Raw genomic sequence first — 25,203 nt, forward strand, 5'->3', positions numbered from 1 at the left:
ATTTATCGTGTCGGTGACGTGAGCCAACTCGGGTCGCGGGTTCCGGCTGTGGCATCGGCCCGCCGGGGGCGGTGAGGATCGCAACGAGCTCGGCATGTGAGAGCAGCCCGCCGTCCCGGCCGACAGCACCGGCCCTTGGGGGGCCGTTCATCGGTACGTCAGCTCAGCCAGCGATGTTCGTTGGAGGTGAGGACGCCGTGTTGTCGGTGGATGGCGTCGCGGACGCCGGTGGGTGGGTCGGAAAGAATTCTCAGTGGCAGCGAAGGGTGAGCCAGGGGGCGCAGGCGTTGCAGCGTGCTCCCGAGTTCGGCTGTCGTGGCAGGGACCGTGCTGGCCGGGACGTACTCCTAGGACGTGACGGTTGCTTCCTTGCAGGAGATGGGAAGTAGCTAATGTGCGCCAGATCCAGGCAGGGCCCTTCGAGATACCGAACGATCACGTGCCACGGTCGTAGGCTTGGCTGAGTGAGTCTCGACGCGGCCCCGACGCCTCCGGAAGAACTGCGGAACACGATGGTCGACCAGCTCATTGCGTGGGGGTCGCTCCATATACCGCGGGTTGAGGCTGCGATGCGTGGAGTTCCACGACATCTGTTCGTCCCCGACGTCGCGGTCGAGGCCGCCTATGCTCACGACGGCGTCATCACCCACCCAGGGGCGGACGGCCGACCTCGCAGCATGGCTTCCGCACCGGGAATCGTCGCGCAGATGCTTGAGCAACTCGACGTGCAGCCGGGCCACCGCGTCCTGGAGATCGGGGCGGGGACGGGCTACAACGCTGCGCTCCTTGCGCACCTGGTGGGCCCGGACGGGCATGTCACGACCATCGATATCGATGGAGACGTCGTCGATGCGGCCCGGAGCGGACTTGCGGCTGCCGGCTACGGCAGCGTGCATGTGATCTGCGGCGACGGCGAGTACGGCTACCCGGGTCACGCTCCCTACGACAGGATCATCGTCACCGCAGGAGCCTGGGACGTGCCGCCCGCCTGGTCCGACCAGCTCACCATGGACGGCAGGATCGTGGTGCCGCTGCGGGTGCGTGGGCTGACGCGTTCGGTCGCACTCGAACGCGGGAACGGCTTCTGGCGGAGCCGATCCATGATCTACTGCGGGTTCATTCCGATGCGAGGCGCCGGGTACTGCCCCGAGTCAACCGTCAGACTCCGCGACGACATCGAGGTCTTCCTGCGACTCGATGACCGGCAATCCGTAGACCCCGAGGCCCTCGGTGGCGCACTCAAGCACCCCGCCTGCCACACCTGGCTGGGCGTGAACGCCACGGAATCCGAGCTCGGCCACTTTGAGTTTTGGCTGGCCACCATGGATGGGTTCTGCCGCCTCCTCGCACGCGGCGACGCGATCGAAGGCATGCTCGTTGAGCCCATGTACCGCTGGGGCAGTATGGCCGTGTTCGACCTTGATACGTTCGCTTACCTCACCATGCGGGAGGCTCCCCGTGGCGACGACGGGACGAGAATCTTCGAACTGGGCGTGTGCGCATACGGCCCGCAGGGCGAGCAGCTAGCCGACCGTGTCACTGAGCAGATTCGCCGCTGGGACCGTCACGGCCGATCATTGACCAACACCTGGATCGAGGTCCACCCAGCCGGAACCGCCACCGATGTCGCCGGCCACCTGGTCGCGGAAAAACGGCACACGCGCATCATTATTCGAACCGCGCCGGCCAGCTGAGCTTCAAGTTTCCGCTGCCCGATCGAGCAGCCTGGCCGTCCAAATAGCTGGCAAGCACCCGACAGCGGCAACCGGAGGTCTGGTGGACCTGGCTGAGTTGGCTTCTGAGCTGCTGCGGCGGCGAGACCTCGACCAGGAGGTCAGGAAGAACGCACCCGGTGGGCGGTGGACCGAGCAGGAGCGCGAGCAGGCCCGGGTGGTGGATGCCGACAACACGCGATGGCTCGCTGCGGTGGCCGCTGAGTACGGTTGGCCACGAATCAGCGACGTCGGTCTCGATGCGGCCCACGCTGCGTGGCTGATTGCTCAGCATGCGGACGCCGACCCCGTCCAGCAGCGGATCTTCCTGGCATTGATGCGCGATGCGGTTGCGGACGGCGAAGCAAGGCTGAAGGACTTGGCCTACCTTGAAGACCGTTGCCTACGAAACGTCGACCAGCCACAACTGTATGGAACACAACTCGTTCTGGCTGACGATGGTGAGATCGCCCCAGCTCCCCTGGCTGAGCCTCAGGCAGTCGACGAACGTCGCGCGGCGGTCGGCCTTGGCTCTCTCGCGGACTACCTGAAACTGGTCCGCGACCACAATCAATAACCCCGGGTTTGCTGGTCCCCAGCAACGGGTGCAACTGGAAACCACCGGAGGAGGGTAGGACGCGTCACCAGGCACGGGGAAACACTTCCGCCCTGCAGATGGCCCGGCTATGGGGGTGGCCCATCTGTTCTCCGGCTCGCCGGGAGACCCCGGGTGGATCGGGACGGCACGGCTGCGAGAGGGTGGGCCTATGACGAGTACGGCAGAGCTCTCTGCGGAGGCCATCAGCGAGATTGCCTCGGTGGTATCTGCTGGCGCCGGGTTCGCCGGCTGTCGTTCGACGGTGTGGGTTCAGGGAACCTGTGCGGTGCTAAGTTTCCGCTTGGACAAGGACGAGAGCGATCGTCGCCGAGCGGCAGGGCTGGGTGCCATCACCTCTCCAGACATTCTGCACTTCCTTCTCGGACTTCCCACAGGCAAACCCGTGGCCTTGGAGGCGCTGACGCCTGCGGAGCGATCCATGCTCCGGACGGTTCCGCAGGGGACGATTCTGGTGAGCGCGGGGATGGTGATCCGGCAGGCGGTGCCGCCGCTGGGGGTTGAGATGGCGATGGTTCCTGCTCGTTCTTGGCGGAAGGGTTTGGAGCGTGCTGGACGGTTTGCGCCCTTTTGCTCACGGGCGATGGTGCTTCGCACGCCGCCCCGTGATCTCGACGCGTTGCGCTTGGAGGCGGGGTTCTACGGCATCGGCGTCATCGTCGCTGCAGGGGGTACCGAACCGGACGTTTTGGTAGCGCCTGCCAGGTTCCGCCGTAATCGGTTTACTGCGGCGGGTTGGCGATTCCTCGAAGAGGTCTACCGGCAGGTCAGGTAGTCGTTTGCTCTGCTCCCGAGCTGGCGGGTGCGGTTGGGGCATCGCGCAGTGGGAGGTCGGCCCACTTCTTGAGTGCTGGCGGAGGCTTGAATCTGCCGGGCTGTTCGATCCGGACATTCTCGGCGAGGTGGGCGTCGACCGCCGCTTTGCAGCGGTTTCGCCACCACTGCTGTCGGTCACCGAGTCGCTGGTGCTGGAACAAGCCGGGAAGCCAGCTGTTCCAGGTCGCGGCGTTGTGAGCGTGGGCGGCGGCTCTGATCACGTCAGTGCGGTCGTAAAAGGCGTCGAGGAACGTCCCACCACACCTCGGGCAGTAGCACCGCGGGGGAGTGGTGTTGGCGTAGGCGTCGGCGAGGAAATCGGCCGCGCTGTATCGCAGCAGTTCTGGGACCAGCACGCTGGGATAGTGCGGGAACGGCTTGGACGATTCAGGTCGCTCCCCGGCGGGCACCAGATGCCGTACCGATCCGCCCGCGCCGATGGCAGCGAAGGAGCCTCCGTGGGCGAGGACGTCGAAGCCGGCCAGGTCGGTGCGCCACAGCCCCACGCCGGGCACCTCCTGGAGCAGGTCCCGTAGGTGTTCTGGAGCCGCGGCAAACGCCTTCAACGGGTCATATTGGCCCCCGAGGGCCAACGCCACCGGATGCGGAATACGCTTCAACACCGCGGTGAGCTGTGCTCGTGACTCCCTGCGGAGCCAAGCGATCGATATCGGGGCAACGACGATGACGTCGTCGCAGTCGATCGCTTGAGCGGCGACCATGATGGCTTTGAGGGCGTCGGAGGCGCCGGCGGGGACGTATCGGGTGGGCGTCAGCGCGGCAGTGGCGCCGCGCTCGATTTGCGCTTGAAGCACACTGTCGAGGTCCCCGCCGAAAAGCAGGTCTCCGTCGGGCAGCGCGAATGGCGCCACCCCTGTGGCGATCTCCTTCTCATACGCCGCGGCGTCTTCCAGGAGGACCCCGCTGTAGCCGCTCTTGGCCAGTTCAAGCGTGCGAGCGGCAGCATTGTCACCGCATAGCACCAAGCCGCCATGGTCGGGGTCGAGGTAGTCAGGCACTTCCTTGACGAATCGTGGCCTGTCCAGCATCAGGATGCGCTCGGCCACCGCGCTTGCGGCCTTGCCTTGGCGTCCGATGTGCGTGAGCGTCTGGCCACTGTGGTCCGTGGGAACGGGACGGTCGTTCATCGGTGTACCTCGTGAACGGTGTCGGCGTCGGGGGAATCGCCGTCTTGAGCGGCGTCAGACAGATACAGCCTGCGGAATTCCTCAGGAAGAAGCCCAGCCGTCACGGCCACCCGATCAAGGCCTTGTGCGTGGGTGAGCCGTTCGACGATCGCGGTCACTTTGCCGGGGCACTCGCGTGCGAGATCGCCCGGCTCGTGGGTCCGGTATCCGAGAGTGGACATCTCGACCATCAGATTGCGGTACTGCCAGTCGCTGATCGCGGCCAGCGTCACCGCGCGGCGAGCCAGCGCTGCCATGGACACCCTCCACCGGTGCTTCAAGGCCAGAAGACGGTTCAGGTCCAACCCGTTGCGGAGATCAGCGACGATGTCGGCGGCGGGCATCAGGAATTCACTGGCGAACTCATCGGCCTGGCGTTCCTGCAGTGTGGTGGCGCCCGGCTCGGGATGCATGACGATATGGCCGAGTTCGTGGCCGAGGCTGAACCGGAACCGGTCGCCGGGAGCGTGGGCGTTGAGGAGAAATAGCGGAGCTTCCACGCCCTCCCACTGGCTGACCGCGTCCACATCGCGAGTCCCTAGATCCCGGGTGAGGACCAGGCCCCCGGCCTGTTCGATGGTCTGTACGAGGTCGGAGACGGGGCCCTCGGGGAGATTCCATAGCTTGCGCAACGTTCGTGCGGCGTCCGAAGGCGACTCCAGGTCGGTCACCGCGACGCGCTCGAAGTGATGCACATCCTCGGTGACGGCGGAGACCAGTCCGCGGACCTGAAGGCGCGTCAGCGCGAGTTCGGCGTGAATCCTGCGTAGCGCCTGCGCGCCGAGCGCCGCCTTCTTGCGGTGGTGAACCAGGCCGATTCCCACCCCGTGCACGTCGGCGTCCATGCACAGCGTTCCAGGCGGGTAACGCAGTGCTCGGCCGTACAGCTCCAGGCGTGCACCGCTCACTTTCAGCCGACCGGCCTCTGCTTTGCTCACGTACCCCTGGGAGATGCGCTCGCCGGCCAGTGCTGACATGGCCTTCGCGACGTCAAGCTGGGTCACACCCCGGGATTCCCGGGCAAGCGTCAACATCGTTGCATGCGCGGTCTCTGGCTCCGCGGAAACCATCGTCACCTCCCTGGCTCGGTGGTCAGCGGCATCGGATTCCTCAGAATATCACCTCAAAATATTCCTGATCCTTGAATTGGGTCGGCTCTGGTACGTGACCGGGATGAGAGCACCCAGGGGCACGGCAACGATGGTGAGCGACCAGCGCTGGGCCACCGGGGTGGCCTTGTTTGCTGGTCCGGGTGTCGATGCTGGGTGTCTTCATTTGGCTGCTAACCGGTCATAGCCAGCGGAACCCAGCCGATAAGTGCGTCTTTGTCGCCGAAGGCGGAAGGAAGGTCCTCGTGACCGAGCAGGGTCGGCAGGGCTTTGGTCACCAGGGAGACGGCGATGCCTTCTAGTCGTCGGATTTGGTGAAGTACGTGTTCAGGCGCTTTGATCGCCCACTCGTGGTCATGGTTGTCCGGTAGGTACCCGGTCACGGTGACGATCAGGTAGTCGCCGGAGACCTCGGCTTCCACCTCCCTGGCCGTGGGAGGAAAGTTCCCGTCGGGAGGAGCGAAGCCGAGCGTGGTGAACACCTCCAGCGTCGCGTTCCGCCAACCGCCGGATGAGTTAGGGATCAGCTGCAGTTGCTCGCATGATGGGTTGATCACCATCACGGGAAGGTCGTAGTCCTGGGGCTTGTCGTCGGCGCTGAGGTAACCGGCGGCGAACGATGAGGTGGGGCAGCTCATCTTGACGCCCTCCGGCGGTGTGACGCCCGAGGGCCGGCAGCCCGAATGGTGCATGCTGAGGAGGATCTTGTTGTCCTCGAACGGCCCGTCTGCGCTGATATCGGCCTTGGCGCCCAGCGGTTCGCTGCAGGTCTGGCAAGCCAGGGGCCACAAGTTGGTGATCCAGTGCTGTAGCCCGGCCTTGTCGATCAGCGTTTCGAGGGCGTTGTTGACGCTGACCGAGAACGATTCCTGCCCGGCCAGTTTGTCCTTGAGGACCTGCATGTATTCGGCCTGATGCTCGGCCCGCGCGATCACTTCCCGCGGCTGACCTTCTTGGGGGCGAGCCGGGCCGGTTGCGAGAGCATCTACCTTGCTGTCTTCGCTGACCAAGACCTTCGTGCCCCAGGACTCGCCCATCACCTCCCAGGCGTATTGGTCCTGTTCACGGCTCGCGCCGAGCAGCGCGGGCATGTCCCGGTTGCCGGTCATGACCACCATCCCGCCGCAGTCCAGGACCGCCTGCCGCCACCCTTCGAAGAACTGCTTGTTGGCTGGCTCGTCGCCACAGTGGTAGCCGGCGATGAACGCGATGGCGCGGTCGGCTTCGCCGGGACGTACCAGGTCCAGGTCGGTGGCGGTCAGATTGGCGACCATGCCTTCGGCGAATGGGGCCTGTACCCGTTTGTTCAGTCGAGTGAAGCCGAATGCTTCTGGGCCACCGTGCGGTGTGAAACTCCAGATCGGAACGTACGCCAGCGGGAGCGGCACGCCGAAGGCCCCCGGCGGGAAAAGCACCCAGTCCAAGGTGTCCTGGGTGATGCCCCCCCACTTCACGACCGCGCCCGTGAGTAGCCCGTTGTACCGGGCCTGCCTGAACTCCATCGCGCGATCACGGGTGGTGTAGGTATGTTCGGTCTTGCCGGGCGGTGGCTTAACGCCGAGCGGATGACCGTGGAACACCAGAACGTAGCCATGACTGACTGCCGCCGACTCCCAAGCCGGGTCGAGTGCGAGCTTGCTCTTCGCCACTACCTCGCCGTCGGCATTGCGCAGCACGACCATGTCCTTGGTGCGGTACACGCCCCATCCGTCGGCGAGCTCGACCGACCACACCGGGCCGGACAGGCGGTGAAAGCCACCCATGACCAGAGCCTCGGTCCGCAGCTCGTGGACAGTGCCGGTCAGAGTGTCTTTCATCGCCATCATGTGCAGGGGTTCGAACAGCAGCACCGGGGGTGCTTTTGTTGTACCGCCGGGATCAGGGGGCTGCGACACGTCCGCGCCAGTCAAGAGCGCGTTCAGGGCGCCGCCAAAGACCGGATCGTCGAGGAAGGTGGCCCGACACGGCATCTCGACGGCGTCTGCGACCCGGGCCGCCAGCTCCTTGGCCTCTGTGGTGCCTCCTCTCGCCACATCCGTTGGCTGCGCCCACCATGAGGGCCGCTCAGGGGATCCGTGCTGCCCGCGTCCGGTTCGCTCGTGCCGGCGTCGCCGGTTCCTTGCTGCCTTGCCCATCGTCTTGTCTCCTGTTCAGCCGTGGGGTACCGGGGTGAGCACCGCTGAGTCCGCGGCATCATCGAAGAGCTGCACGACTTTCTCGTGCAGGATCCGGATCTGATCGGCGATGTCGCCACCCAGCTCCATCAGCTCACCAATCCGGTCGTGGAGCGCCTCGTCGAGTGATAGTCCGTGCTGACGCCGCAAGATCCGATCGATTTCTCGCAGGTTGTGCTCGACCTGGCTGACCAACCGCATGGCGGCGGTCTTACTCAGCCGGCGGGTGGTCAGGCCGTCGCGCAAGCGCCACAGGGACTGGCGGGCCGTGCTCAGGTAGACCGTGCCCATAAGCGGGGACTTCTCCTCGGACTTGGCCGCCGCCACCAGCACGGCCTGCAGCATGTCGATGTGATCGCCCACCGCTTCCACGCCGCCGCGCATCTCCTCCCGGTCTCGTACACCGGCCGGATCGGTGAACGCTCCGATCGACTCGACGCTCTCGGCGAGACCGCCTTTCGCGTAGATGTCAGCGAGCACGGCGTCGAAGTCAGTTGCAGCGTTGAGCTTGGCGATGACACTGGCCTTGGTCTCCAAGATCAACTCGTCCAGCTCATCGAATTCGTCGTAGGTACTCATCCCGCGTCCTCCTGCGTGAGCGCGCCGAGGTGGCGAAGCCGGCTCTTAGCCCGCAGTACGGTGTGCCGTACTGCGGACGGGTCGATGCCGAGCCGATCGGCGATCTCCCGATTGGAAAAGCCGTCATAGCGCAGGGCCATCACCTGACGCTGCTTTATCGGCAGGTCGGCGAGCATGGCGCAGACCGCACGCTCTTGTTCGCTGAGTTCAACTTTGTCCGCGGCCGAGGGGAATTCGGTCCGCTCGGGAACCTGCCCTGCAGGATCTTCTCGAGCGGGCCCGGCGGCGGCCTTGGGCGAGGAGCGCCAGAATCTACGCAGCGCGACCGTGCACACCCATCCCCACGGGTTTTCGGTGATCGTGTCCCATTTTCGCCAGACCTCGATGAACGCGACCTGTGTTGCGTCCTCGGCCTCGTGACGATTGGCGCCGTGGCTCAGCAGGAACCAAATCAGATTCGATCTCTTTGCCCGGACAAAGTCTTCGAAGTCCACCTTCGATACTTTCGCTCCCATAGCCTTCTCTGGGAACCCGGATGGGAGACTGGGAAGAGGGGGGACCGTCGCATACTCGCTCTGGTGACCGTTATCGGCCAAGACGGTCCCCGATCGCGATGGATCGGCCGATCTCGACGACGAAGCCGTCACCCGTCCGGCTCGCGCGGTTCCCCACGAGCTCAATCGGCAAGTGCTCGAACTGCCAGCTCACGTTGACCTGTGCGAACGCCTGGGTGATCGCAGACAACAGGCTGAAGGCCCGGCCGGCGACCGCCAGGACGACATCGAATACCATGTCGACCACCTCGTTCCCCATCGAATCCAGGCGCTCATCGAGCGCGGCGTACGTGAGGTAGTGGGGGTGGAGGGCCAAATCCGTGACGCCTTCTGAAGAAAAAACTGAAGATCTCGTGGTGATCAGACGACGGATGCGCCCACGGCATCATGAACAAATCGTTGACCAGCGGATTTCTGGCTGGCCTTCGACGTCGGCGAGAGCTCGGCCCAGCGCGCGGTCACGCCATCAGCCGGGCGAAGGTGGCGCGAGCGCGGCTGATGACCTCGGTGTCACCGTGCTCGGTGCCCCACTGCAGTCCGCTGAGGGCATCCAGCGCTGCCAGGCAGGTCAGCGCCTGGCGTTCGTCGTGGGTGAAATTTCGGTCGTACCCGTCAAGGAATGCCTCACGAAGCTCTGGCCGCGTGTCCCAGCAGCCGTACTCCAGCCGGACCAGGTCCCGTACCGCAGGGCCGAGCTCGGCCCGTTCGAAGTCGATCAGCGCCAGTCGGCAGGTTCGCCGGTCCCACAGGAAGTTGCGAGGCATGAAATCTCCGTGTGTTGCCGTCACCGGTAGCCGCGGCTCGATGGCAGCCAAGGCAGTGGCGCATGCCCGGACGAACGCGACCTCCCGTACCCGGAGTAGTCCATCGGCGCGGCGAAGATGTTCTTCGCACCGCTCGACGACACGCCGTACGCCCCGCACACCGGGCACCGTGATTGGCACGTCATGTATTCGGCGTAGAAGCCATCCGGCCTGCCGATATGCCTCCAGCTCCATCGAGGGCGAAAGCGAGAGGCCCTTCAGAACCTCACCCGGAAGGCCGCTGATTACGATGGCCGCCAGATCCTGATCGGCGGCGATGAGCTCAGGAGCCCTGCCGTATCCCAAAGACGGCACAACCTCGTCGTAGGCGGTGACCTCCCGCTCGTGAAACTGCGGGGAAGGGTGTCGCTTAACGAAGTATTGGCGCGACGCGGCCGTGGTGATTTCCCATACCGCCGAGTTGTCCCGTGGCCATGACCGGTCCGCCACTGAGGTGATCTCCCCAACGGCCTGCTGCACCAGGTCCGCCAGTGGCGGAGGTATATCCACGGGCTCTATTCAAGTCCTCCAGAGCCGCCGTACGACTCAAGACAGGAGGAACCGACCGTCAGCGCGCCATGTCAGCCCAGACGACGGCGATGGGTTGTGCGCCGGTCCAAGGCGAACCGGCCGGCGGCCCGAGGCTGGCGACGCGGGTGACTCGGGGACCTCGAGCCGCACGGATCGCTGGCTGCCAGTCCGTCATATGTCGGGACGGCGGCTGATCGGGTCGATGGAGACGAACCTGCGTCCTGACTGCGCGTCGTCGAGTTGCATGGACAGCAGGCCGGTCGTCTTCCCTGTGCCGATCTCACAGATCACGTGGACGTCAGACGTCCCTTGCGCAAGGCTGAGCCGTTGAAGACACGCTGGCGCTGGCGTCTCGTTGGCTAGTCGTCCGACCTCCGACACTAGCGTCGAGGCGTCTGCCCGTGGGATCACGGCCGTACTTCGAGATAGAGCGCCGGAAAACCGACTTGGCCGGACACGTGGACGCCTCGCCAGGCATCATGGTTATGGGGGCGCCTAGTTCCTGGTGTCGTATGACGGGAGTGTCGTCATCGACGACGAGCGACTAGGCCCGCCGACAGCAGGGGGCATCGAGGGGGGACGATGGATATCGAGGTACTTGCAGCAAGCTCAGCGACGCTCCTGGCCGTAAGGGCTTGGGAGTCCTACGCGCGGGAAGCGGGATCGTCTGTCTGGAGCCGGACAATCGTGCTGGCTGAACATATCAAGAGTCGTCTCAAGCGGCGACCAGAGGATGCAGACATCCTTGAACTTGCGCAGAATAAGCCTACTGATGACGTAGTAATAGATCGCCTGGAACGGATACTGCTAACCCACGCCCAAGCAGACGAAAGATTCATACGAGTCCTCGAAGAATTTGTTACGAGTCATCCGAGCGGAGATCGCCGCAGTCGTTCGTATGTCGGAATCAATATCGCGAGTGGCGCACGTACTGGAAACATCATATACGCGCATGAGGTACATGGGAACATTTCGTTCTGAAAGTGCGTACTGATCATGTCAGGAAATAGCAACGAACCGGATCCCGTCGAGTCGGATCCATTGGATTGGTACCTGCAAGATATCGCAGCGAATGATGTCGGGTCGGACCGTCCGAAGCCGGGCGGGGCTCGCGGTATTGCAGATCTGCCCAATACGAGCCAATTCATCGGACCGGGAGCTGTCGTAGGGAAGGCCGCCAACGTAGGGCGGGCCGATGCGGTCCATTTTCACTTCAACGCTACGAGTTCCTTGAGGGTGCCTCCAAGGGAGATTCCCGCCGATTCATTCCTGCTTGTTGGGCGAGACAAACAGCTCAAAGCCGCCCTTTATGCGCTTACGAACAAGTCAGCGAAAAATTCCAAGGCTAACGTAGTTGTAGTCACTGGCCCTCCTGGGATTGGAAAGTCTGCGTACGCAGTGCGCCTAGCGCATGATTTTCTGCGCTACTCCGAGGAAACAGGAGATGCCATAGCGGGCGGACACGTGCATGTTCAGATACCAAATCCAGTTCCTGGTGATTACTCGATTGATGATATACTATCTCATATATTCTATGCATTGGGCTTTCCGCTAGAGAAGGTTCCGAGATTGCTTCAAGGGCGTCTGAGTCTTTTTACAAGTTTGACGTCTCGGGAACGTGTGCTTGTCCTGATCGACGGCATCTCTAGCGAAGAACTGCTAGAGGCGCTGATCAATCGCCTGGGCCTTGGCTCGGCTCTGATCTGCACTAGCAGGTCGAGGCTCAGTGGGCTGTTGGGCAGCCAGATTTATATCTCTGAGCTTGGCGTTCTTTCGCATGAGGCCGCGGACGCCGTTATTCGTAATATTGTCGGATCTGACAATATATCTGCGAACGAGTGCACAGAGCTAGCTCGTATCTGTAATAATTGGCCGTTGGCATTGATGGTTGCATGTAAGCGGCTAACTTCTCGTAAGAATTTAACGCCCGGTGAACTGATTAGGCGTCTGAACGGTGAGAAACGGCGCCTTCGAGAATTGCGCGTGAAGCCCGGAGAATTGCCAGTTCTTGCCGCCTTTGAAGTAAGTTATAGGGATCTTGGTCGCGACGTCGCTAAAGCGTTCCGTCGACTCGGGTTGCTAAGTCCGGGTTCATTCTCACTGAAGATCGCCGCCGCAGTCCTGACTGACGATGCGACATGTCTTAGCGATGCGTCGATAGACGAGTTTGCTGATCTGATCGACGAACTCGTTGAGTTGAATCTCGTCGAGGGTTACGCCGGCCAGAGATACCGTCTTCACGATCTACTACGTGAATATGCGAATGAGAAGGCCGTAGAATTCGATGCGCAATGCGAGCGTCATGCGGCAATTTTCAATGTGATCCGCGCTTATCTCGATTTCGTTTCGCCCTTCGGTGCGCGCCTCCAGCGTTTGCTCGTGGGAGAAGATCTGTGCGCATCGGAATGGGAGAGCGCACTTGCCGATCTCGAATTGGAGCGCGAGAATCTCGTATCGGCAGTACGTACTGCTTTTGATTTGCAGATGTGGGAGCAGTGCTGCCTCCTTTGCTCTGCAATTAGTAACTTCCTTGATCTAAGGAATTATTGGAAAGATTTGCGGCAGGTCCATATTATTTCCGGTGCTGCTGCGAAGGAGATTGGCGACCAAGGACGGCAAGCTCTGAGCCTTCTCACGCAAGGCCGCGCTGCCCTCCATCTGGGTGACGTTGAGCAGTCAGGTGAGCTTCTGGTTAAGAGTTTCGAGACAGCAGTTGCTGCCAGTGTCCCCTCGATAGCGGCAGCTGCAACGCATTCTCATGGCATGCTATGGTTCGCATCTGGGCAACCCGAAGAAGCGTTGAGATATCTCAAGCCCGCGCTGAAGTTTTGGCGCAGTACGGATAGGCGCGATCGGATATCGGCAGCCTTGTGCGATATGGGTTCGTGTCATATGCAGCTCTCGAACTTTGACAAGGCGGAACGCTTCTATCGGGACGCATTGGCATCGGCATCCGAAAAAATATCGCCGCTTCTGCGTGCTACGATTCTAAATAATCTGGCAAACCTATACATCGGAGTCGGTCGTATTAAGGATGCGGCCGAAGCCTGCACGGAATCTGGTGGCCTGTTCCGCTCCCTCGGTGATCGCTCTGGCGAGGTAACTCTGCTAGTGACTCAAGGTGGACTGGAGCAGGCTAGTGGAAACTTAAGAGCAGCAGAGAATCTTTATGAGACAGCACTTGCGGTCTATCGTAAAACGGCTGAGCCACATGGGGAGAGCCTAGTTCTACAGCGTCTAGGCTCTCTGGCCTACCATTCCGGCCAAGCTCCTAAAGCGCTGGAACTCTTTGAAGAGGCGCGGAAGATCTCCGAGAGAGTCGGAGACTTGGCGAGCGAGGCTGTAGCCTTGTGTTGTATCGGCCAGATATGGGGCGAGATCGGACAGCATTCGCGTGCTGATCAGCATCTTCAGCATGCACTGCGACTCTCTGCGGATGCTGGCAACCAGCGTGCCTATACTGATGTTGCTCTTAGGGTAGCTCAATTGCGACTGGATCAGGCGGCTTGGGAGGAGGCCGCCGAGATCTCCTCCAGGTGTATTCGCTTTCTCGTTAGGGTGGGAAATCACCATCAAGCTGCGCACGCTCGTGTCACTCTTGCGTGGTCATATATGAAGATGGGTGAGTGGAGGAGAGCGGCTGAAGAGCTACGAATAGCGCTGCGTGATACTAGTTTCGATGGCGATGGGCCAGACACAGGCGAGCTACAACGAAATCTTGCTATTGTATATGCCCGGCAGGGGCTTTGGGCTGAATCCCTGAAGCTCGCCCAGTCAGCTCTGGTTACAGCTCGGCGATTCAACGATCGGAATGGTGAAGCTCAGGCACTTCATGCGCTCGCAGGCGTCTACGCGCGCCAGGGTGCAATGGAAACAGCGGTTACTCACTTCCAGGAGGCGATATCCCTAGCCAAGGAAAATCGCCAGTACCGACTATTGGTCGCTGCAACCGCTAGCTTGGCCAGTATTATCGATGATAATCGCGATTACGATAGTTCTATTGAGAAGCTCGAGGCGTCGCTAGCAACTATTCAGAAACTTCAGGCTCGTGACATGGAAGGCGAAATCGCTTGCAGCCTCGGAATGATGAGGCTTCGACGCGGCGAGCTTGATAATGCGGAGACGTTGCTTCAGGCGGCTGCGGAGATCTCACAAGATCTAGGTTACCGTGATCTTGAAGCTCGAGCCCTCCGTGGCCTTGCAGGCGTTAGGAGGAGACGACAGGAATTCCCTGCCGCATTCGACCTGTTGGAGAATGCACGGACAATCTTTCACGATATTGAGGACACTGCGAGCGAGGCCGAGACGCTAAAGAGTATTTGTTCTCTCGCATGGGAGCAATCAAAAGGTGGAGATGCAGGGCTTCAGCGCGTAAGGCAAGAAGTAATGCGGGTTGCCGGGACGCCTGCCGGCGCATATCTGCGTAAGATGCTCTCTTCTCCGCCAGAGGGCGGGCAAGATGACGCTATGACTTGGCGGTCCGATGATGGAGGCCGCATTATACGCATAGCCAAAGATATTCAAGAAGGATTGTCGCACATTCGTCTGGACGCAACCCTGGAAAGGTTGTCTCGGTCGAGACAGCGATGTGTTGTGTGCCGTCAGGACATAGCCGAGGATGACCGCGCTGAGCTGGTGTGGCTAAACACGGGTGAGCCGAGTTTTGTGTGGTTGAAGCTTGCCCATCCAAGATGCGGTCCTTCGGCTGTGGTCGCCACGCCTGAGAAGCCCGACCATCGATTGCATATCGAAGTCGAGTGTGCAATCTTGCAGGCCCCAGATTTGATGCTGCCGTGCATATACGTTGATGCGTATAACCTGTGGGGTTTGGGCGAGGATGGGGAGGAGCGGGATCTTCTGCTGGAGGCGCTTATTGATTCAGGATTTTCTGCCGTAAACGCGCTCTCAGAGAAGGATATCCGGCTTCCGCGCGGTGTTTTGGAGAACAGTCTTGCCGCTGGTCTCAACGCAACTATAAATGGCGATATTCTCAGCGTGAGATGTGGTGGCCAGGAAGTTTTGTCGGATGTGCCACTTAGTTTTTTGCCGCGCTGGTATCGGTCTGCTCAGCTTGGCCTTCTGGTTATATTTGTCGGCCGCAATTTGGTCGGTATGAGCTGGGAGAACTTTTCATATATTTCATCGGCGGCAGAACGAGGTGAGCTCGTGTGTGGGGTTGCGCGCCTTGCTCTAGCCCCACCGGCACAGAACCATCGTTGCGTCTGCACTCCACGAAAGGGAAGAAAGTTCAAACACTGTTGTGGAAAACAAGGTATACCTGAACCAAGGGCGGATGCTGTCGGCTTGATTTTCAATCGATAATATTCGGACGATAGGGCTTGCCGCTGCAGCCGCGGGAACGTTAATGGGGGCGTTAAAGACCGGGGCTTTGCCGGGCTCAGTGGGCTGTGGGTAGTGGAGACTGTAGACGATGGTTCCGAGCAGTAGGAGGCCGAGGAGCCAGGTCGTGGCTCGGGTGGGGCGGTAGCCGTAGCCGATGGTGGCGTCGTGGGTGTATCCCCAGAGCTCGGCGTAACAAGGTCAGTGTTGTGCGGTGGCGGCGTTGCTTGGCGGGTTGTATGGCGTGGGCTTGGGCGTCGTCGCCGACCCACCCATACGGTGCGGCGAGTTGCTCGTAGGCGTCCGGTACGTAGCCGTCGTCGTCGCGTTCGAGTACTTCCAATCGTGGGCGGGCGGGAAGCCGGGTTTGAGTGAGCTGTAGGTGAGCCCGTCGAGTTTGACGTGGGCCGGTCAGACCTCGGGGGCGGCGTGGATGATGAAGTTGCCCCGGTCTTGTGGACAGCTGATCGCTTGGGACGATGGGTCCCGGGAGGAGTTCACAAGTGCCGATGTCACGACCGCCGTATCCGCCGGAGTTTCGGCGGCAGATGGTGGAGCTGGTGCGGGCCGGCCGCACGCCCGAGGAGCTGGTCGAGGAGTTCGAACCGACCGCGCAATCGATCCGGAACTGGGTGGTCCAGGCCGATCGTGATGCCGGCCGCCGGGCCGATGGGCTGACCAGCGCTGAGAAGGATGAGCTGGCCCGGTTGCGCCGTGAGGTCCGGCAGCTCCGTGAGGAGCGGGAGATCTTGAAGAAGGCGGCCTTGGGCTCGGCGGACTTCGCTGCCGCCTGCGCCCGGCTCGGCGTCCTGCAGTCGATGGGCGCGGTGGGCACCAGCGCCGACAACGCCGTCGCCGAGGCGTTCAATGCCAGCCTCAAACGCGAGACCCTGCAAGGCCGGAATCCTGGTCAGGATCACGTGAGGCGCGGCTGGCGGTGTTCCGCTGGGTCACCCGCTACAACACGACCCGCCGGCACTCCGCCCTTGGCCAGATCAGCGGACTTGCTGATCGTGACGTCGTGATACCGCTTGAGGTACATCGCGATCTTCTCGGGCCCGAAGTGGTAGTTCTGCCGCAGGTAGATGATCTTCCCCACCGCCTCGACGTGCGTGGCGTTCGGGCTGTGCTTGGGCCGCTTGGACCGGGTGCGCAGACCCTCGGTGCCCTCGGCCTGGTAGCGGCGGTACCAGATGTAGTAGGCCTGCCGGCTGATCCCGAAGTACCGGCAAGTCATAGCGACGTTGCCGGTGACCTCTTCGACGTGGCGGATGACCGCCGGGCGCCGTTTGGCCTCACGGTCGTGCGGGGGGATCTCCGTACTGGTCGGAGACCCAGGTGTCAACGATGATCGTCAGTTTTAGACACCTGCCAATCTGCTGATCATCGACGGCATCCACCGCGTCTTGGAGCCTTCGGACACAGATCGTCTTGTACCGACATAGTCGTCGGATGACCAATCCGCCGATGGTGAGGAAGCTGGCACCGACGGGGACGCCAACGGCCCAGCTTGATCCACCACCGCGACGCTGACCCTTCGCGAACGGGTCGGCGTACGCTTACCGGTGGGCGACTGTGGGCCGCCTCAGCCACCGTGGCCAGGTTTTCGGAACACCTCCACAGCGTGGGGACGACCTGGTCAGGCGCAGGACGGGCACGTTCTTCGGCGGAACACCCCACAGGCGTGGGGACGACACTTCGCTACCCGCGGGCATGTGCGGATCGCCTAGGTCCGTGCCTTCACCATCCACCAGTCTCACGACGAACGCGGAAGATGGCCATGCGGCATGAGCTTAAGGCCAAGCTACATCACTTTCCGTAGCCGCCCTATGGATACTCTCCGTTACCGATTTGGCTCTAGCGTCTTTGGTGTGGCGATCTTGTCATAGCCTGACCGTGGATGCGGTGACCTTCGAAGAAGATGATCATCTTAGCGGAAAATGGGCTTCTGGCGCTAGGCGGGCTCTAGAAGCCCGCTGTGAGGTCGGGTCTTGCGTTGGGGGCTTCCCCCTTGTGGTGAGCTATTCGGCTGTTAGCGGCGACCTCGGGGGCTCGGTTTTTGCACTTTTTGTCCGTTTTGTCACTCTGAATACTATTTCTAGCCGTGATCACGCGGGAGACTCCTTCGATCATCCGAAGACTATCGAGGTCAAGAGGCTGCGGCTCGCCGGTCATGGTTTGACTTGCGGTCCAAGCTGCACGTGAACGAACGGGCGCACGGATTGACTCCAAGCCGTTGTGTTGCGTGGCAATATGAACCAAGGTTGTAGAAAGTTCAGGGATTCGTCATTGTATTTCTTTTCCCGTCCTCCAACTCTTTGAGTGGGCGCGGGCTAAATGGTTTACTTTGAAAAGCTCATAGTTTAACGATGGTTCGATCCACCCCTCTGTGCAATGAATGTTCGTGTGCTGTATTAGACTAATTACCGTCTAATCTCTAATCGATTTGCAACGGGAGTGGCAAAAGATGTCCCGCTAATTGATCGACATGAAATCTCGATCGATTGAGCTGAAGCTGACGCATCTAATGCAGTCGGGGTTTAGTATTGAGATGCAAGACGGGCCCACGTGGCTCTGCTGCGTGGGCCCGTCTTCACCTGGCCGATTTGGTACGGCTGCTTCCGTATCGTGGGTCAGGCGTACTGCGATCTACCGGATGCCTACTCTGAAGGTTGCGCGGTACACCCGGGGGCGGCGGCGCGAATGTACGCCCCGCCCCCGGCGCGTAAATGTAAACGCGACCGTGAAGGTCACCTCTTACACCTCCTCGAGACTTTTCGGGGAGCCTCATGCTCCTGGGTAGTCATCATTGCACCGGGGTAGTAGAGACGTCTGGAGATCGAGCAAGTTGCCCTTGTTCTAGCCGAAAGAAGTGTTGCTCGGCGCGTCGTCATGGATCTGCGTTTCGCGTCTCCAGAGATCATATGATCATGAACTTCAACAGCAGTTCGCGGCCAATGTTCACCAGGCGACCTAGCGCGACGTTAGTGGGCGGGTGGGCCGGATAGCCGTCCCTTGCCGAACTAAGCGCCTCTCAATTTGTATACTCTGTGTAACTGTCTCCGGTGTTTACTGTGCCAGGCCGAGTCATTTAGTAACAGGCAGTTACTTTTCGGTCCGCGGGCGATCCCGTCCTGCGGTTGGTGAGCCGGACGTGTGCCAGCGAAGCGCGCCGTGCATCTCGGCGGCAGCGGCAGTGGCAAGTGCGGCGGTGACGGCGAGGGTGGTGAACAGGGCGGGGTAGCCGCCGAGGGTTATGGCGAGGGTGGCGCTGGCGCCGATGAGCGTGGCCGAGCTGGGGCCGGTCCAGTCCTCGTAGCCGAGCAGGTGCAACCGGGGTTCGGCGTCGGACCGGGTACCGGTGACGGGGATGTCCCCGCGTGCGTGGCGGAGGCGGAGCGGGGCGAGGTGGCGCAAGGACGGGCGGAAGCCGGTGCACCACACGATCGCATCGCAGTCCAGGCTGGTGCCGTCAGCCCACGCGACCCCGGTGGGAGTGAGGTGGGTGGCATCGGGCGGGCGTGCAGGACGCCGGCGAGGTGCGCACGCTCGTTGACGGCATCGCCGACGAGCTCGCTTGGACGCACCCCGGCTGATCGGTCATGCGGAGGTGCTGCCGAAGATGGTGTCCTTCGCAGCCAGGGCAAGGGTGGCCTGGGCGGTCGCGGGGATGCCGATTCTGTTGAGGTGGAAGATCACGTGGAGTGCGATCACCGTGCGTAGACCGCGGGTAAGTTCGCCGGTTTCGCGCAGAGCTCGGAGTGATCGGCCCGCCTCGGCGAACGCGGTGAGCCAGTCGTCCGCGATGGTGCCCGGGCAGGCGGTGCCGAGCAGGAGAAGGCGGACGTCGCTGGTGAAGGAGGCCCACGCCTGTGAGGTAGGGGCAGATGGTTGGAGTCCGTCGCGCTGTTCGGCGACCTTGGCCCAGACGTCGCCTTGCTCTATCCAGTCCAGGCCCGCTGCCCGCATGAGCGCGGTGCACAACACGAGCGAGTGTTCCCGCCGGTCGGCGGGCTTGTTGTGTAGGTAGGAGAGCAAATGGCGGCTGTCGCGGTGGAACAGAGCGTGCGCGGCGTCCATGCTGGCGGGGCCGCCGAAGGCGTGGACTTCGGGTTCGTAGATGTCGCCGGTCCAGGTGACGCTGGCAGTGAGCAGCGGGTGCACAGGGTCTCGACCGCCGGTCTCCTCGTTGAGGAGGTAGCGGATGCGCCAGGGGCCTTTGCGGATCCACCACCATGAGGTGATGAGGCCGCTGGCTTCGGCGGCGGGCAGGATGCGGGCGAGGTGGCCGATGCCGTGGCGTTCGCGTTCTTGACGGTCTGGGCCGGGGTAGGCGATGTTCACCTGCCTCCATGGGGTCTCGCGGAGGGTCTCGTCCACAGGTGAGTCCTTTCGGAGGATCAGCAGAGCAGGAGGCAGGCGTCCCACGAGGTCGTTGTTCCGGCGGCGGCCAAGGCCGCGCCGACCGACCCGTCGAGGAATCCGGCAGGCTCGCCCGCGGTGGCGGTCGCGTGCTGGTGCAGGTGCCGCAGCGGTGTTAGCGGTACTGGGGTGAGGCCGTCGGCGGCGATCCGGTGCCCGACCGCTAGGAGGCCGGAGGTGCCGTGGCACAGGCTCCGGTCGATGAGCCGGGTCGTTTGGGGTGGGTCGTTCACGCAGCCGGTGAACGCGGTCTCGGCGTTGTGTTGCCGGGTGGTGTCGCCGAGAGCGCGGGCGGCGAGTTGTTGGGCGCGGGCGATGCCGGGCGTGCCGTAGCACCAGGACGGCCGTAGGGGGCCGTGCTGGCTCGGTTCGCCGCGGAGTATGTCGTCGAGCGTGATGATCTGCGGCCACCAGGCGCCGCTGCCGGTTCGCTGTTCCCAGGTGTCCAGCCACTGACAGATGCGTGTGATCGCTTCCGTGTGCCCGTCGACGGTGACACCGTCACCTATCGCGAGAGCGAGGAGTGCGAGCGGGCCGGTGATGCCATGGGCGATCCCGTGGTTGCTGTGGCCTCCGATCGGGGGCGGCTGCTCGTAGTTGGGGCCGGTCGTGCACCACCAACCGGGAAGCCCTCCGATGGGCTCAGTGAGCCGGACCAGGTAGGCCAGCACGTCTCGCAGTAGATCGAGGTCGCCGATGCGGCGCAGAGTGACGCCGAGTCCGGTCAGCCCGCGGATCAGGTCGAACTCGGCGTAGTGCGGCGGCGGGTGGTGTTGGTCGATGCGGCGGTGGGCGGCCTCCAGCCGGCGGCGTGTCACCGTTGCGGTTCCGGCGGCGGCGATGGCCCGTGCCTGGGCGAGGCTGGGATGGTCGGATCCGGCGAGGACGAAGGCGAGGGCGGGAGCGCCGTAGTAGAGGCTGGCGCCGTCGGCGATGCTGACGCCACCGGCGACGGCATGTTCCAGCGCTTGGCGCGCCGGATCCCATCGGCCGGTCTCCAGGTGCAGCAGGGCGATGCCAAGCAGCCCTTCGGCGAGGGACTGTCCCGCCGTCATGCGCTGCGCCGGGCGAGGTCAGTGTGAGCGACGGCGCGGGCCAGACGTAGGCACTGCCGTTCGGAGGCGGTGTCCACGCCGATCATCCGGGCGTGATGCAGGTGCAGCAGGTCCGCCAGCACCTGGTCCGGATCGAGGCCGTCGTGCTCAGCGAGGGACCGGTAGGTGACCAGCGCCGCGGACAGGTCATCGCCGCCGTACGGGGCGCGGGCGAGGGCGAGCTGGGCGGCTTCCCGCCGTGGGCCGCTGCGACGAGGGACGTGTTCGGCGAGCCAGCGCGAACCCTTCCCGCCGGTGAAGGCGTCGGCGATGGCGATCATTCCCGCAGCTGTGGCGGCCTGCCGGTCGCCGGACAGTCGATGAAGGGCGGCGGCCGAGTCGGCGGCGAACACCGCCTCAGCCGCAGCGAGGGTCGGCCCGGTCCCGTGGCGGGTCTCGGGCCGGTAGGTGTGCAGGGCGTAGTCGGAAAGGACGCCCCCGGTCTGAAGCTGCTCCGCCCACTCGGCGAGGTCACGGGCGGCTTCGGCGAACGTGATGGTGTGCAGCGGGATCCGTAGCCGCAGGTGGGGAGCGGAGTCGGGGTAGCGGAGGAACCACCAGCCTGCGGGTAGGTCCTCCTGCCGCTTAGCCAGGTGGGCGAGGATGTCGTCGCACCGGCCATACAGGCGTGCGTTCAGCCATGGCGACGCTCCGGGCCGGTGGTGCAAAGTGCTGGCGGGTCGCGCGGCGCGCGGGGGTCGGCGGGGTTGAGTGTCGGTGAGGGTGAGCAGGAATTCGGCGGGTCGGCCGTCGAGCCAGCCGGCAGGTCCGGGGGCCTCGGTGAGGGCGGCATGGCCTTGCCGGTCGAGGTGGCTGCGCAGCACCGCCAGGTGAGCTGGCTCGTCCAAGTCCAGGCGGATCCGCACATCGTCGTCTCCCACGAGCACCTCGCGCGGCAGCTGGTGGCGTTCGCAGTGCCGCTGCCACGCCTGTAGCCATTGCGGCCACGTCGCGGTGCGGGCGGGAAGCGTGGCTTGGCCGATCATCCAGCGGGCCGGGTGCAGGATGGACCGGCCGCGCCGCACTCGTGGCAGGAACGGCAGGCTGCGGGCGTGCCCCCAGTCGAACCTGCTGCACGGAGCCGTCCACGCCGTCCAGATCTCGGCCAGAAACCAGGCGAGAGGTTGTTGAACGTGCGGCAGCACACAGTTGAGCAGCAGCGGTTCGACCGGCCGGCCGGTGGTGCGGGACACCAGCCACAATCGTTGCCCGTCGCCGGCCACCGCCAGGTCCTCCACCGTCAACTGCGGGTCCGGGCAGGCGTCGCCGACCGGTAGGACGGGCAGTAGCTCGGGGGCGCGGGCGACGGCGGCCAGACGGGTCTCCAGGGGAGGCACGGACAGTTGCACCGTGTCCGCGCCGGGAAGCGCGGTCGGCAGGCTCGCGTAGACGCGGCGGAAACGGTCCAGCTCGGCGGGAGTGAGCAGGTGCAGGAACCGGGCGGCTGCGACGCTGGCGTGGCGGGCCCCGCTGACTACCGTCAGGGTGAACGCGCCCCGGTCGAGGTCACGCGAGGTCTCGGCGGCGAGGGTGAACCGGAGTTCGGTGTGCGGGATCGGCTGCCGGTTGTCGTCGCCGCGTAGTCGGCCGATCAGCTCGTCATCGAGTATCACTTCGGAGCAGCCGTTAAGGGCGGACTGCTGGGCGAGTTCGGCGAGCATCTTGTCGCGGGCGGTGACCACCGCCGGGTCACCGCGGTGGGGTGAGCCCCGGTACCCGGCGGGGAATCCAAGGACCTGCAGAACCTTGCGCAGCGGCACGGCCGCACCCGGCCCCCACCGATCCAAAAACGAGGCATGGTAGGCGGCCCAGCCGGGCAGGTGCGGTGCCACGGCGACGAGTGCGGACGCGGCCTCCCGCGCCTCAGCGACCACCGCCGGGGGCAGCGTCACCGAACAATCGACCCGTATATCGACCGCGACTTGCCCACCGAAGTCGGGGAGGTCGCGATGGCGGGCGAGGTGCGCGGCCGGGTCGGTAACGGTCATCGGCGGCCGGACCACCGACAGCAGCACCCTGGCGTCCACGAGAGCGGCCAGCAACTGCTCGGCCGCCGCCGTGCCGGCAGGCAGTGTCTCGGCCACCCGAGCGGCGAGGTCCCCGAACATGATCGGAGACGCGGCGCTCTGCACCGCCAACCGGACTGGGCCGGTCAGGTCGATCTCGACATCCCATACGCGACCGCGCTCGGTGCGGGCGCAGGGCAGCACCCAGAGATCCCCCCGTGGATACCCGAGTGAGTTCGTCACCACGGCGACCGTACGGAGGGTGGCCAGGTCCCGTTCGGCCAGTGCCGTGTGTTGGGCGATGAACTTTTCATCGGGCCGGGCCGCGGCGTGGTGCGCCTCGCCCCAGCGGACCGCCGCGCGGGGACCGAACTCGACTGGCGCCACCCCGGCGAAGGTCCCGAATGGGGTCGCGCGGGTCGTCCACCGCAGCAGATACCGGACCGTGGTCTCCACCAGGCGCCGTAGCCTGCGCTCGGGGATCGGCTCGCCGGCCACGGCGCGGGCGATCTGGTCGGCCAGCTGCGGCGCGGCAGGCGTGACGGCCGTTGCGAACCCCGGTAGCGCCCACGCCTGGCTCAGCCATTTCAGCCACTCCTTGGGCTGGTCGGCGGTCAGGTCGGGCCAGGCGGGCAGGGTCAGATCGTCAGGGTAGGCGGCGGCCCTGATTAACGCCGCGTCGGCGAGGTGGAACATGCGTTCACCGTTCCGGGGTGGCGGTCAAGAAGAGGCCGGGCCCGGTCCCGCAAGAGGAACCGGACCCGCCGGAGTGGACCGGATGTCAGCGACCGCCGCCGGAGCAGGCGTCCGAGCCGGTGTTGCCCGAGCCGCAGTTGTCGTCGGTGCTGGTGGCGTAAGCGCTCGTCGTGGGCCCGGCGTCGACCAAGCGGATATTCAGGTGCTCCATCAGTGGATTCCCTTCTCGGAAGTGGGGGTGAAGGCGAGGACGAGGCGGCTGTGCCGCTTGTCCAGGACCGTCCCGTCTGGCAGGTCGCCGTCGGGGGTGCGCGCGGGGAGGACGTGTAGCACCGGCGGAGGACAGCCGGCGTCCACCCATTTGCGCATGTGCTCGACCATTCGCCCGGCCGCCGCGGCGGCTTCGAATCCGTGGGCGTATGCGCCGAGGTCGAACATCCGGCCGGTCCAGAACAGCTCCGACCGGTAGGCGAACGTGCCGTCGTGGATGGTCGCGGGTGTGCCGAACTGCCACGACGGGGCGACGATGCCGGCTTTGATCGCCGCCTCCTGCGCCGTCAGCACGACGAATTGCTCCACCTCGCGTGTGAGGCGGGTCGCCAGCCACAGGTCCAGGTCGGACAGGACGGTGCGGGGCGGCAGGCTCACTTCTGCCCATGCCTCCTGACGGGGCTGCGTGAGGAGATCTGCGACGGCGGTCGAGTCGACCTGCTGGCCTTCATCGAGCCGCAGGTGGACGCCATCGGCGATGTCGATGTAGCGCATCTGGTGGGCTCCGGCGCCCTGCACCGGCACGAAGCCGCACTGGCGGTGGCTCACACTGTCCAGCCGGTCGCCGGAGCGGCGCAGCGCCCACGATCGGGTCATCCCGTGCGTCCGCAGCGGCACGACGAGGACACCGCCGTCGGTGAGCTGGTCGCGCCACGCGGGTGGGATGTCCCATGCGCCGGCGGTGACGATGATGAGGTCGTAGCGGCGGCCCGGCTCAATCGGCTGTTCAGCGTCCGCGCACACCACGGTGACGTCGTTGTAGCCCGCCGCTGCCAGGCAGGCGGTCGCCCGATCGGTCACCTCCGGATCGATGTCGACGGTCGTGACCGACCCGGACGGGCCGACGAGTTCTCGAAGGAGCGAGGCGTTGTATCCGCCGCTGCCGATCTCCAGCACGTGACGGCCTTCCAGGCCCTCAAGCGCGTCCGCTGCCTGACCGAGCATTTCCGCGATCAGGAACGGCGCCGAAACCGAACTGACGCTCTGCTCACCATGCCGCTTGGTGACGACCGCGGTGTTCTGGTACGCCTCCTCCAGCGGCTTATCCGGCGTGTAGAGCTCGCGGGGAACGGTCCGCATCGCTGCTTCCACGTCGGGGCGTAGCGTGAGCCCCTTCGCCGCGTGATCGGCGGCCAGCCGGTCGACCATGTCGTTGCGGAGCCTCTCGCTGCCCATGGTGGTTCCGACGCTCATGAGATGTCCTCTTCCGATGTGTGGGCCGCCGCGGCTCGAGGTGGCCTCTGGTCTTCATGCAGGCCGACCCGGGGGCGGAATCCGGGCCGGCCAGCGACCC

The 25,203-nt window shown here is 64.0% G+C and carries 18 protein-coding genes and 2 pseudogenes; 6 read left to right on the forward strand and 14 right to left on the reverse strand.

Annotated elements, in window-relative coordinates; all coding sequences use genetic code 11:
• Positions 1-464 precede the first annotated feature (464 nt).
• The 3 genes from fxlM (ACFFNX_RS02205) to ACFFNX_RS02215 all read left to right on the forward strand — a co-directional run bounded on the left by fxlM (ACFFNX_RS02205) (position 465) and on the right by ACFFNX_RS02215 (position 3,103).
• Complete coding sequence (fxlM, locus tag ACFFNX_RS02205; protein ID WP_378194193.1) at positions 465-1,694, forward strand: methyltransferase, FxLD system; 1,230 nt, start codon at positions 465-467, stop codon at positions 1,692-1,694.
• An 82-nt stretch (positions 1,695-1,776) separates the two neighbouring features.
• Positions 1,777-2,289, forward strand: a complete 513-nt coding sequence (locus ACFFNX_RS02210) for a DUF6624 domain-containing protein (RefSeq protein ID WP_378194196.1) — start codon at positions 1,777-1,779, stop codon at positions 2,287-2,289.
• Between the two features lie 190 nt (positions 2,290-2,479).
• Positions 2,480-3,103 carry a hypothetical protein gene (locus tag ACFFNX_RS02215; protein WP_378194199.1) on the forward strand — a complete coding sequence of 208 codons (624 nt, stop codon included), beginning with the start codon at positions 2,480-2,482 and terminating at the stop codon, positions 3,101-3,103.
• On the opposite strand, the gene ACFFNX_RS02220 is transcribed toward ACFFNX_RS02215, so the two are convergent.
• The 7 genes from ACFFNX_RS02220 to ACFFNX_RS02250 all read right to left on the reverse strand — a co-directional run bounded on the left by ACFFNX_RS02220 (position 3,096) and on the right by ACFFNX_RS02250 (position 10,030).
• Complete coding sequence (locus ACFFNX_RS02220) at positions 3,096-4,292, reverse strand: hypothetical protein (protein WP_378194202.1); 1,197 nt, start codon at positions 4,290-4,292, stop codon at positions 3,096-3,098. The two genes, ACFFNX_RS02215 and ACFFNX_RS02220, sit on opposite strands and share 8 nt — an antisense overlap.
• Positions 4,289-5,401 (reverse strand): ImmA/IrrE family metallo-endopeptidase, encoded by a 1,113-nt coding sequence (locus tag ACFFNX_RS02225; RefSeq protein WP_378194205.1) that lies wholly within the window; start codon positions 5,399-5,401, stop codon positions 4,289-4,291. Before ACFFNX_RS02225 ends, ACFFNX_RS02220 begins: the two co-directional genes overlap by 4 nt.
• A gap of 212 nt (positions 5,402-5,613) precedes the next feature.
• Positions 5,614-7,575 carry a hypothetical protein gene (locus ACFFNX_RS02230; RefSeq protein WP_378194207.1) on the reverse strand — a complete coding sequence of 654 codons (1,962 nt, stop codon included), beginning with the start codon at positions 7,573-7,575 and terminating at the stop codon, positions 5,614-5,616.
• 15 nt (positions 7,576-7,590) lie between these two features.
• Complete coding sequence (locus tag ACFFNX_RS02235) at positions 7,591-8,193, reverse strand: hypothetical protein (protein WP_378194210.1); 603 nt, start codon at positions 8,191-8,193, stop codon at positions 7,591-7,593.
• Positions 8,190-8,687 (reverse strand): RNA polymerase sigma factor, encoded by a 498-nt coding sequence (locus tag ACFFNX_RS02240; RefSeq protein WP_378194213.1) that lies wholly within the window; start codon positions 8,685-8,687, stop codon positions 8,190-8,192. Before ACFFNX_RS02240 ends, ACFFNX_RS02235 begins: the two co-directional genes overlap by 4 nt.
• A 91-nt stretch (positions 8,688-8,778) precedes the next feature.
• Positions 8,779-9,063, reverse strand: a complete 285-nt coding sequence (locus ACFFNX_RS02245; RefSeq protein ID WP_378194216.1) for a hypothetical protein — start codon at positions 9,061-9,063, stop codon at positions 8,779-8,781.
• A 142-nt stretch (positions 9,064-9,205) separates the two neighbouring features.
• Positions 9,206-10,030: an aminoglycoside phosphotransferase family protein gene (locus ACFFNX_RS02250; RefSeq protein WP_378194219.1), complete on the reverse strand. Its 825-nt coding sequence runs from the start codon at positions 10,028-10,030 to the stop codon at positions 9,206-9,208.
• A 1,449-nt stretch (positions 10,031-11,479) separates the two neighbouring features.
• On the opposite strand from ACFFNX_RS02250, the gene ACFFNX_RS02255 reads away from it, so the two are divergent.
• From ACFFNX_RS02255 to ACFFNX_RS02265, 3 genes and pseudogenes are all read left to right on the forward strand, one after another.
• The gene (locus ACFFNX_RS02255; RefSeq protein WP_378194222.1) at positions 11,480-15,403 is read left to right on the forward strand and encodes a tetratricopeptide repeat protein; all 3,924 of its coding nucleotides are present in this window, start codon (positions 11,480-11,482) and stop codon (positions 15,401-15,403) included.
• A gap of 521 nt (positions 15,404-15,924) precedes the next feature.
• Positions 15,925-16,179 (forward strand): annotated as a pseudogene (locus ACFFNX_RS02260) (transposase); the annotation flags it as partial.
• Positions 16,180-16,418 (forward strand): annotated as a pseudogene (locus tag ACFFNX_RS02265) (integrase core domain-containing protein); the annotation flags it as partial.
• Here ACFFNX_RS02265 and ACFFNX_RS02270 read toward each other — a convergent pair.
• The 7 genes from ACFFNX_RS02270 to fxlM (ACFFNX_RS02300) all read right to left on the reverse strand — a co-directional run bounded on the left by ACFFNX_RS02270 (position 16,338) and on the right by fxlM (ACFFNX_RS02300) (position 25,103).
• Positions 16,338-16,766 carry a helix-turn-helix domain-containing protein gene (locus ACFFNX_RS02270; RefSeq protein WP_378194284.1) on the reverse strand — a complete coding sequence of 143 codons (429 nt, stop codon included), beginning with the start codon at positions 16,764-16,766 and terminating at the stop codon, positions 16,338-16,340. The pseudogene ACFFNX_RS02265 and the gene ACFFNX_RS02270 overlap by 81 nt on opposite strands.
• A gap of 1,760 nt (positions 16,767-18,526) precedes the next feature.
• A complete protein-coding gene (locus ACFFNX_RS02275) occupies positions 18,527-18,865 on the reverse strand; it encodes a hypothetical protein (RefSeq protein WP_378194225.1) in 339 nt (112 codons plus the stop codon).
• 156 nt (positions 18,866-19,021) lie between these two features.
• The gene (locus ACFFNX_RS02280; protein ID WP_378194228.1) at positions 19,022-19,765 is read right to left on the reverse strand and encodes a thiopeptide-type bacteriocin biosynthesis protein; all 744 of its coding nucleotides are present in this window, start codon (positions 19,763-19,765) and stop codon (positions 19,022-19,024) included.
• Positions 19,766-19,821: 56 nt separating this feature from the next.
• Positions 19,822-20,898: a lanthionine synthetase C family protein gene (locus ACFFNX_RS02285; protein WP_378194230.1), complete on the reverse strand. Its 1,077-nt coding sequence runs from the start codon at positions 20,896-20,898 to the stop codon at positions 19,822-19,824.
• Positions 20,895-23,639, reverse strand: a complete 2,745-nt coding sequence (locus tag ACFFNX_RS02290; protein WP_378194233.1) for a lantibiotic dehydratase — start codon at positions 23,637-23,639, stop codon at positions 20,895-20,897. The genes ACFFNX_RS02285 and ACFFNX_RS02290 overlap by 4 nt, the downstream gene beginning before the upstream one ends.
• A gap of 85 nt (positions 23,640-23,724) precedes the next feature.
• Entirely contained in the window at positions 23,725-23,850 is a 126-nt protein-coding gene (fxlA, locus tag ACFFNX_RS02295) for an FxLD family lanthipeptide (protein ID WP_378194236.1), read from the reverse strand.
• A complete protein-coding gene (gene fxlM, locus ACFFNX_RS02300; RefSeq protein WP_378194239.1) occupies positions 23,850-25,103 on the reverse strand; it encodes a methyltransferase, FxLD system in 1,254 nt (417 codons plus the stop codon). Before fxlM (ACFFNX_RS02300) ends, fxlA begins: the two co-directional genes overlap by 1 nt.
• Positions 25,104-25,203 lie beyond the last annotated feature (100 nt).

Origin of the sequence: Actinoallomurus acaciae (genome assembly GCF_042429965.1) — a bacterium.
Classification (GTDB): domain Bacteria; phylum Actinomycetota; class Actinomycetes; order Streptosporangiales; family Streptosporangiaceae; genus Actinoallomurus; species Actinoallomurus acaciae.

Bases quoted from the DNA above. Each gene is read 5' to 3' on its own strand.
- ACFFNX_RS02215 (WP_378194199.1), top strand. From the start codon at position 2,480: ATGACGAGTACGGCAGAGCTCTCTGCGGAGGCCATCAGCGAGATTGCC.
- ACFFNX_RS02220 (WP_378194202.1), bottom strand. From the start codon at position 4,292: ATGAACGACCGTCCCGTTCCCACGGACCACAGTGGCCAGACGCTCACG.
- ACFFNX_RS02225 (WP_378194205.1), bottom strand. From the start codon at position 5,401: ATGGTTTCCGCGGAGCCAGAGACCGCGCATGCAACGATGTTGACGCTT.
- ACFFNX_RS02230 (WP_378194207.1), bottom strand. From the start codon at position 7,575: ATGGGCAAGGCAGCAAGGAACCGGCGACGCCGGCACGAGCGAACCGGA.
- ACFFNX_RS02235 (WP_378194210.1), bottom strand. From the start codon at position 8,193: ATGAGTACCTACGACGAATTCGATGAGCTGGACGAGTTGATCTTGGAG.
- ACFFNX_RS02285 (WP_378194230.1), bottom strand. From the start codon at position 20,898: ATGACGGCGGGACAGTCCCTCGCCGAAGGGCTGCTTGGCATCGCCCTG.
- ACFFNX_RS02290 (WP_378194233.1), bottom strand. From the start codon at position 23,639: ATGTTCCACCTCGCCGACGCGGCGTTAATCAGGGCCGCCGCCTACCCT.
- fxlA (WP_378194236.1), bottom strand. From the start codon at position 23,850: ATGGAGCACCTGAATATCCGCTTGGTCGACGCCGGGCCCACGACGAGC.
- fxlM (WP_378194239.1), bottom strand. From the start codon at position 25,103: ATGAGCGTCGGAACCACCATGGGCAGCGAGAGGCTCCGCAACGACATG.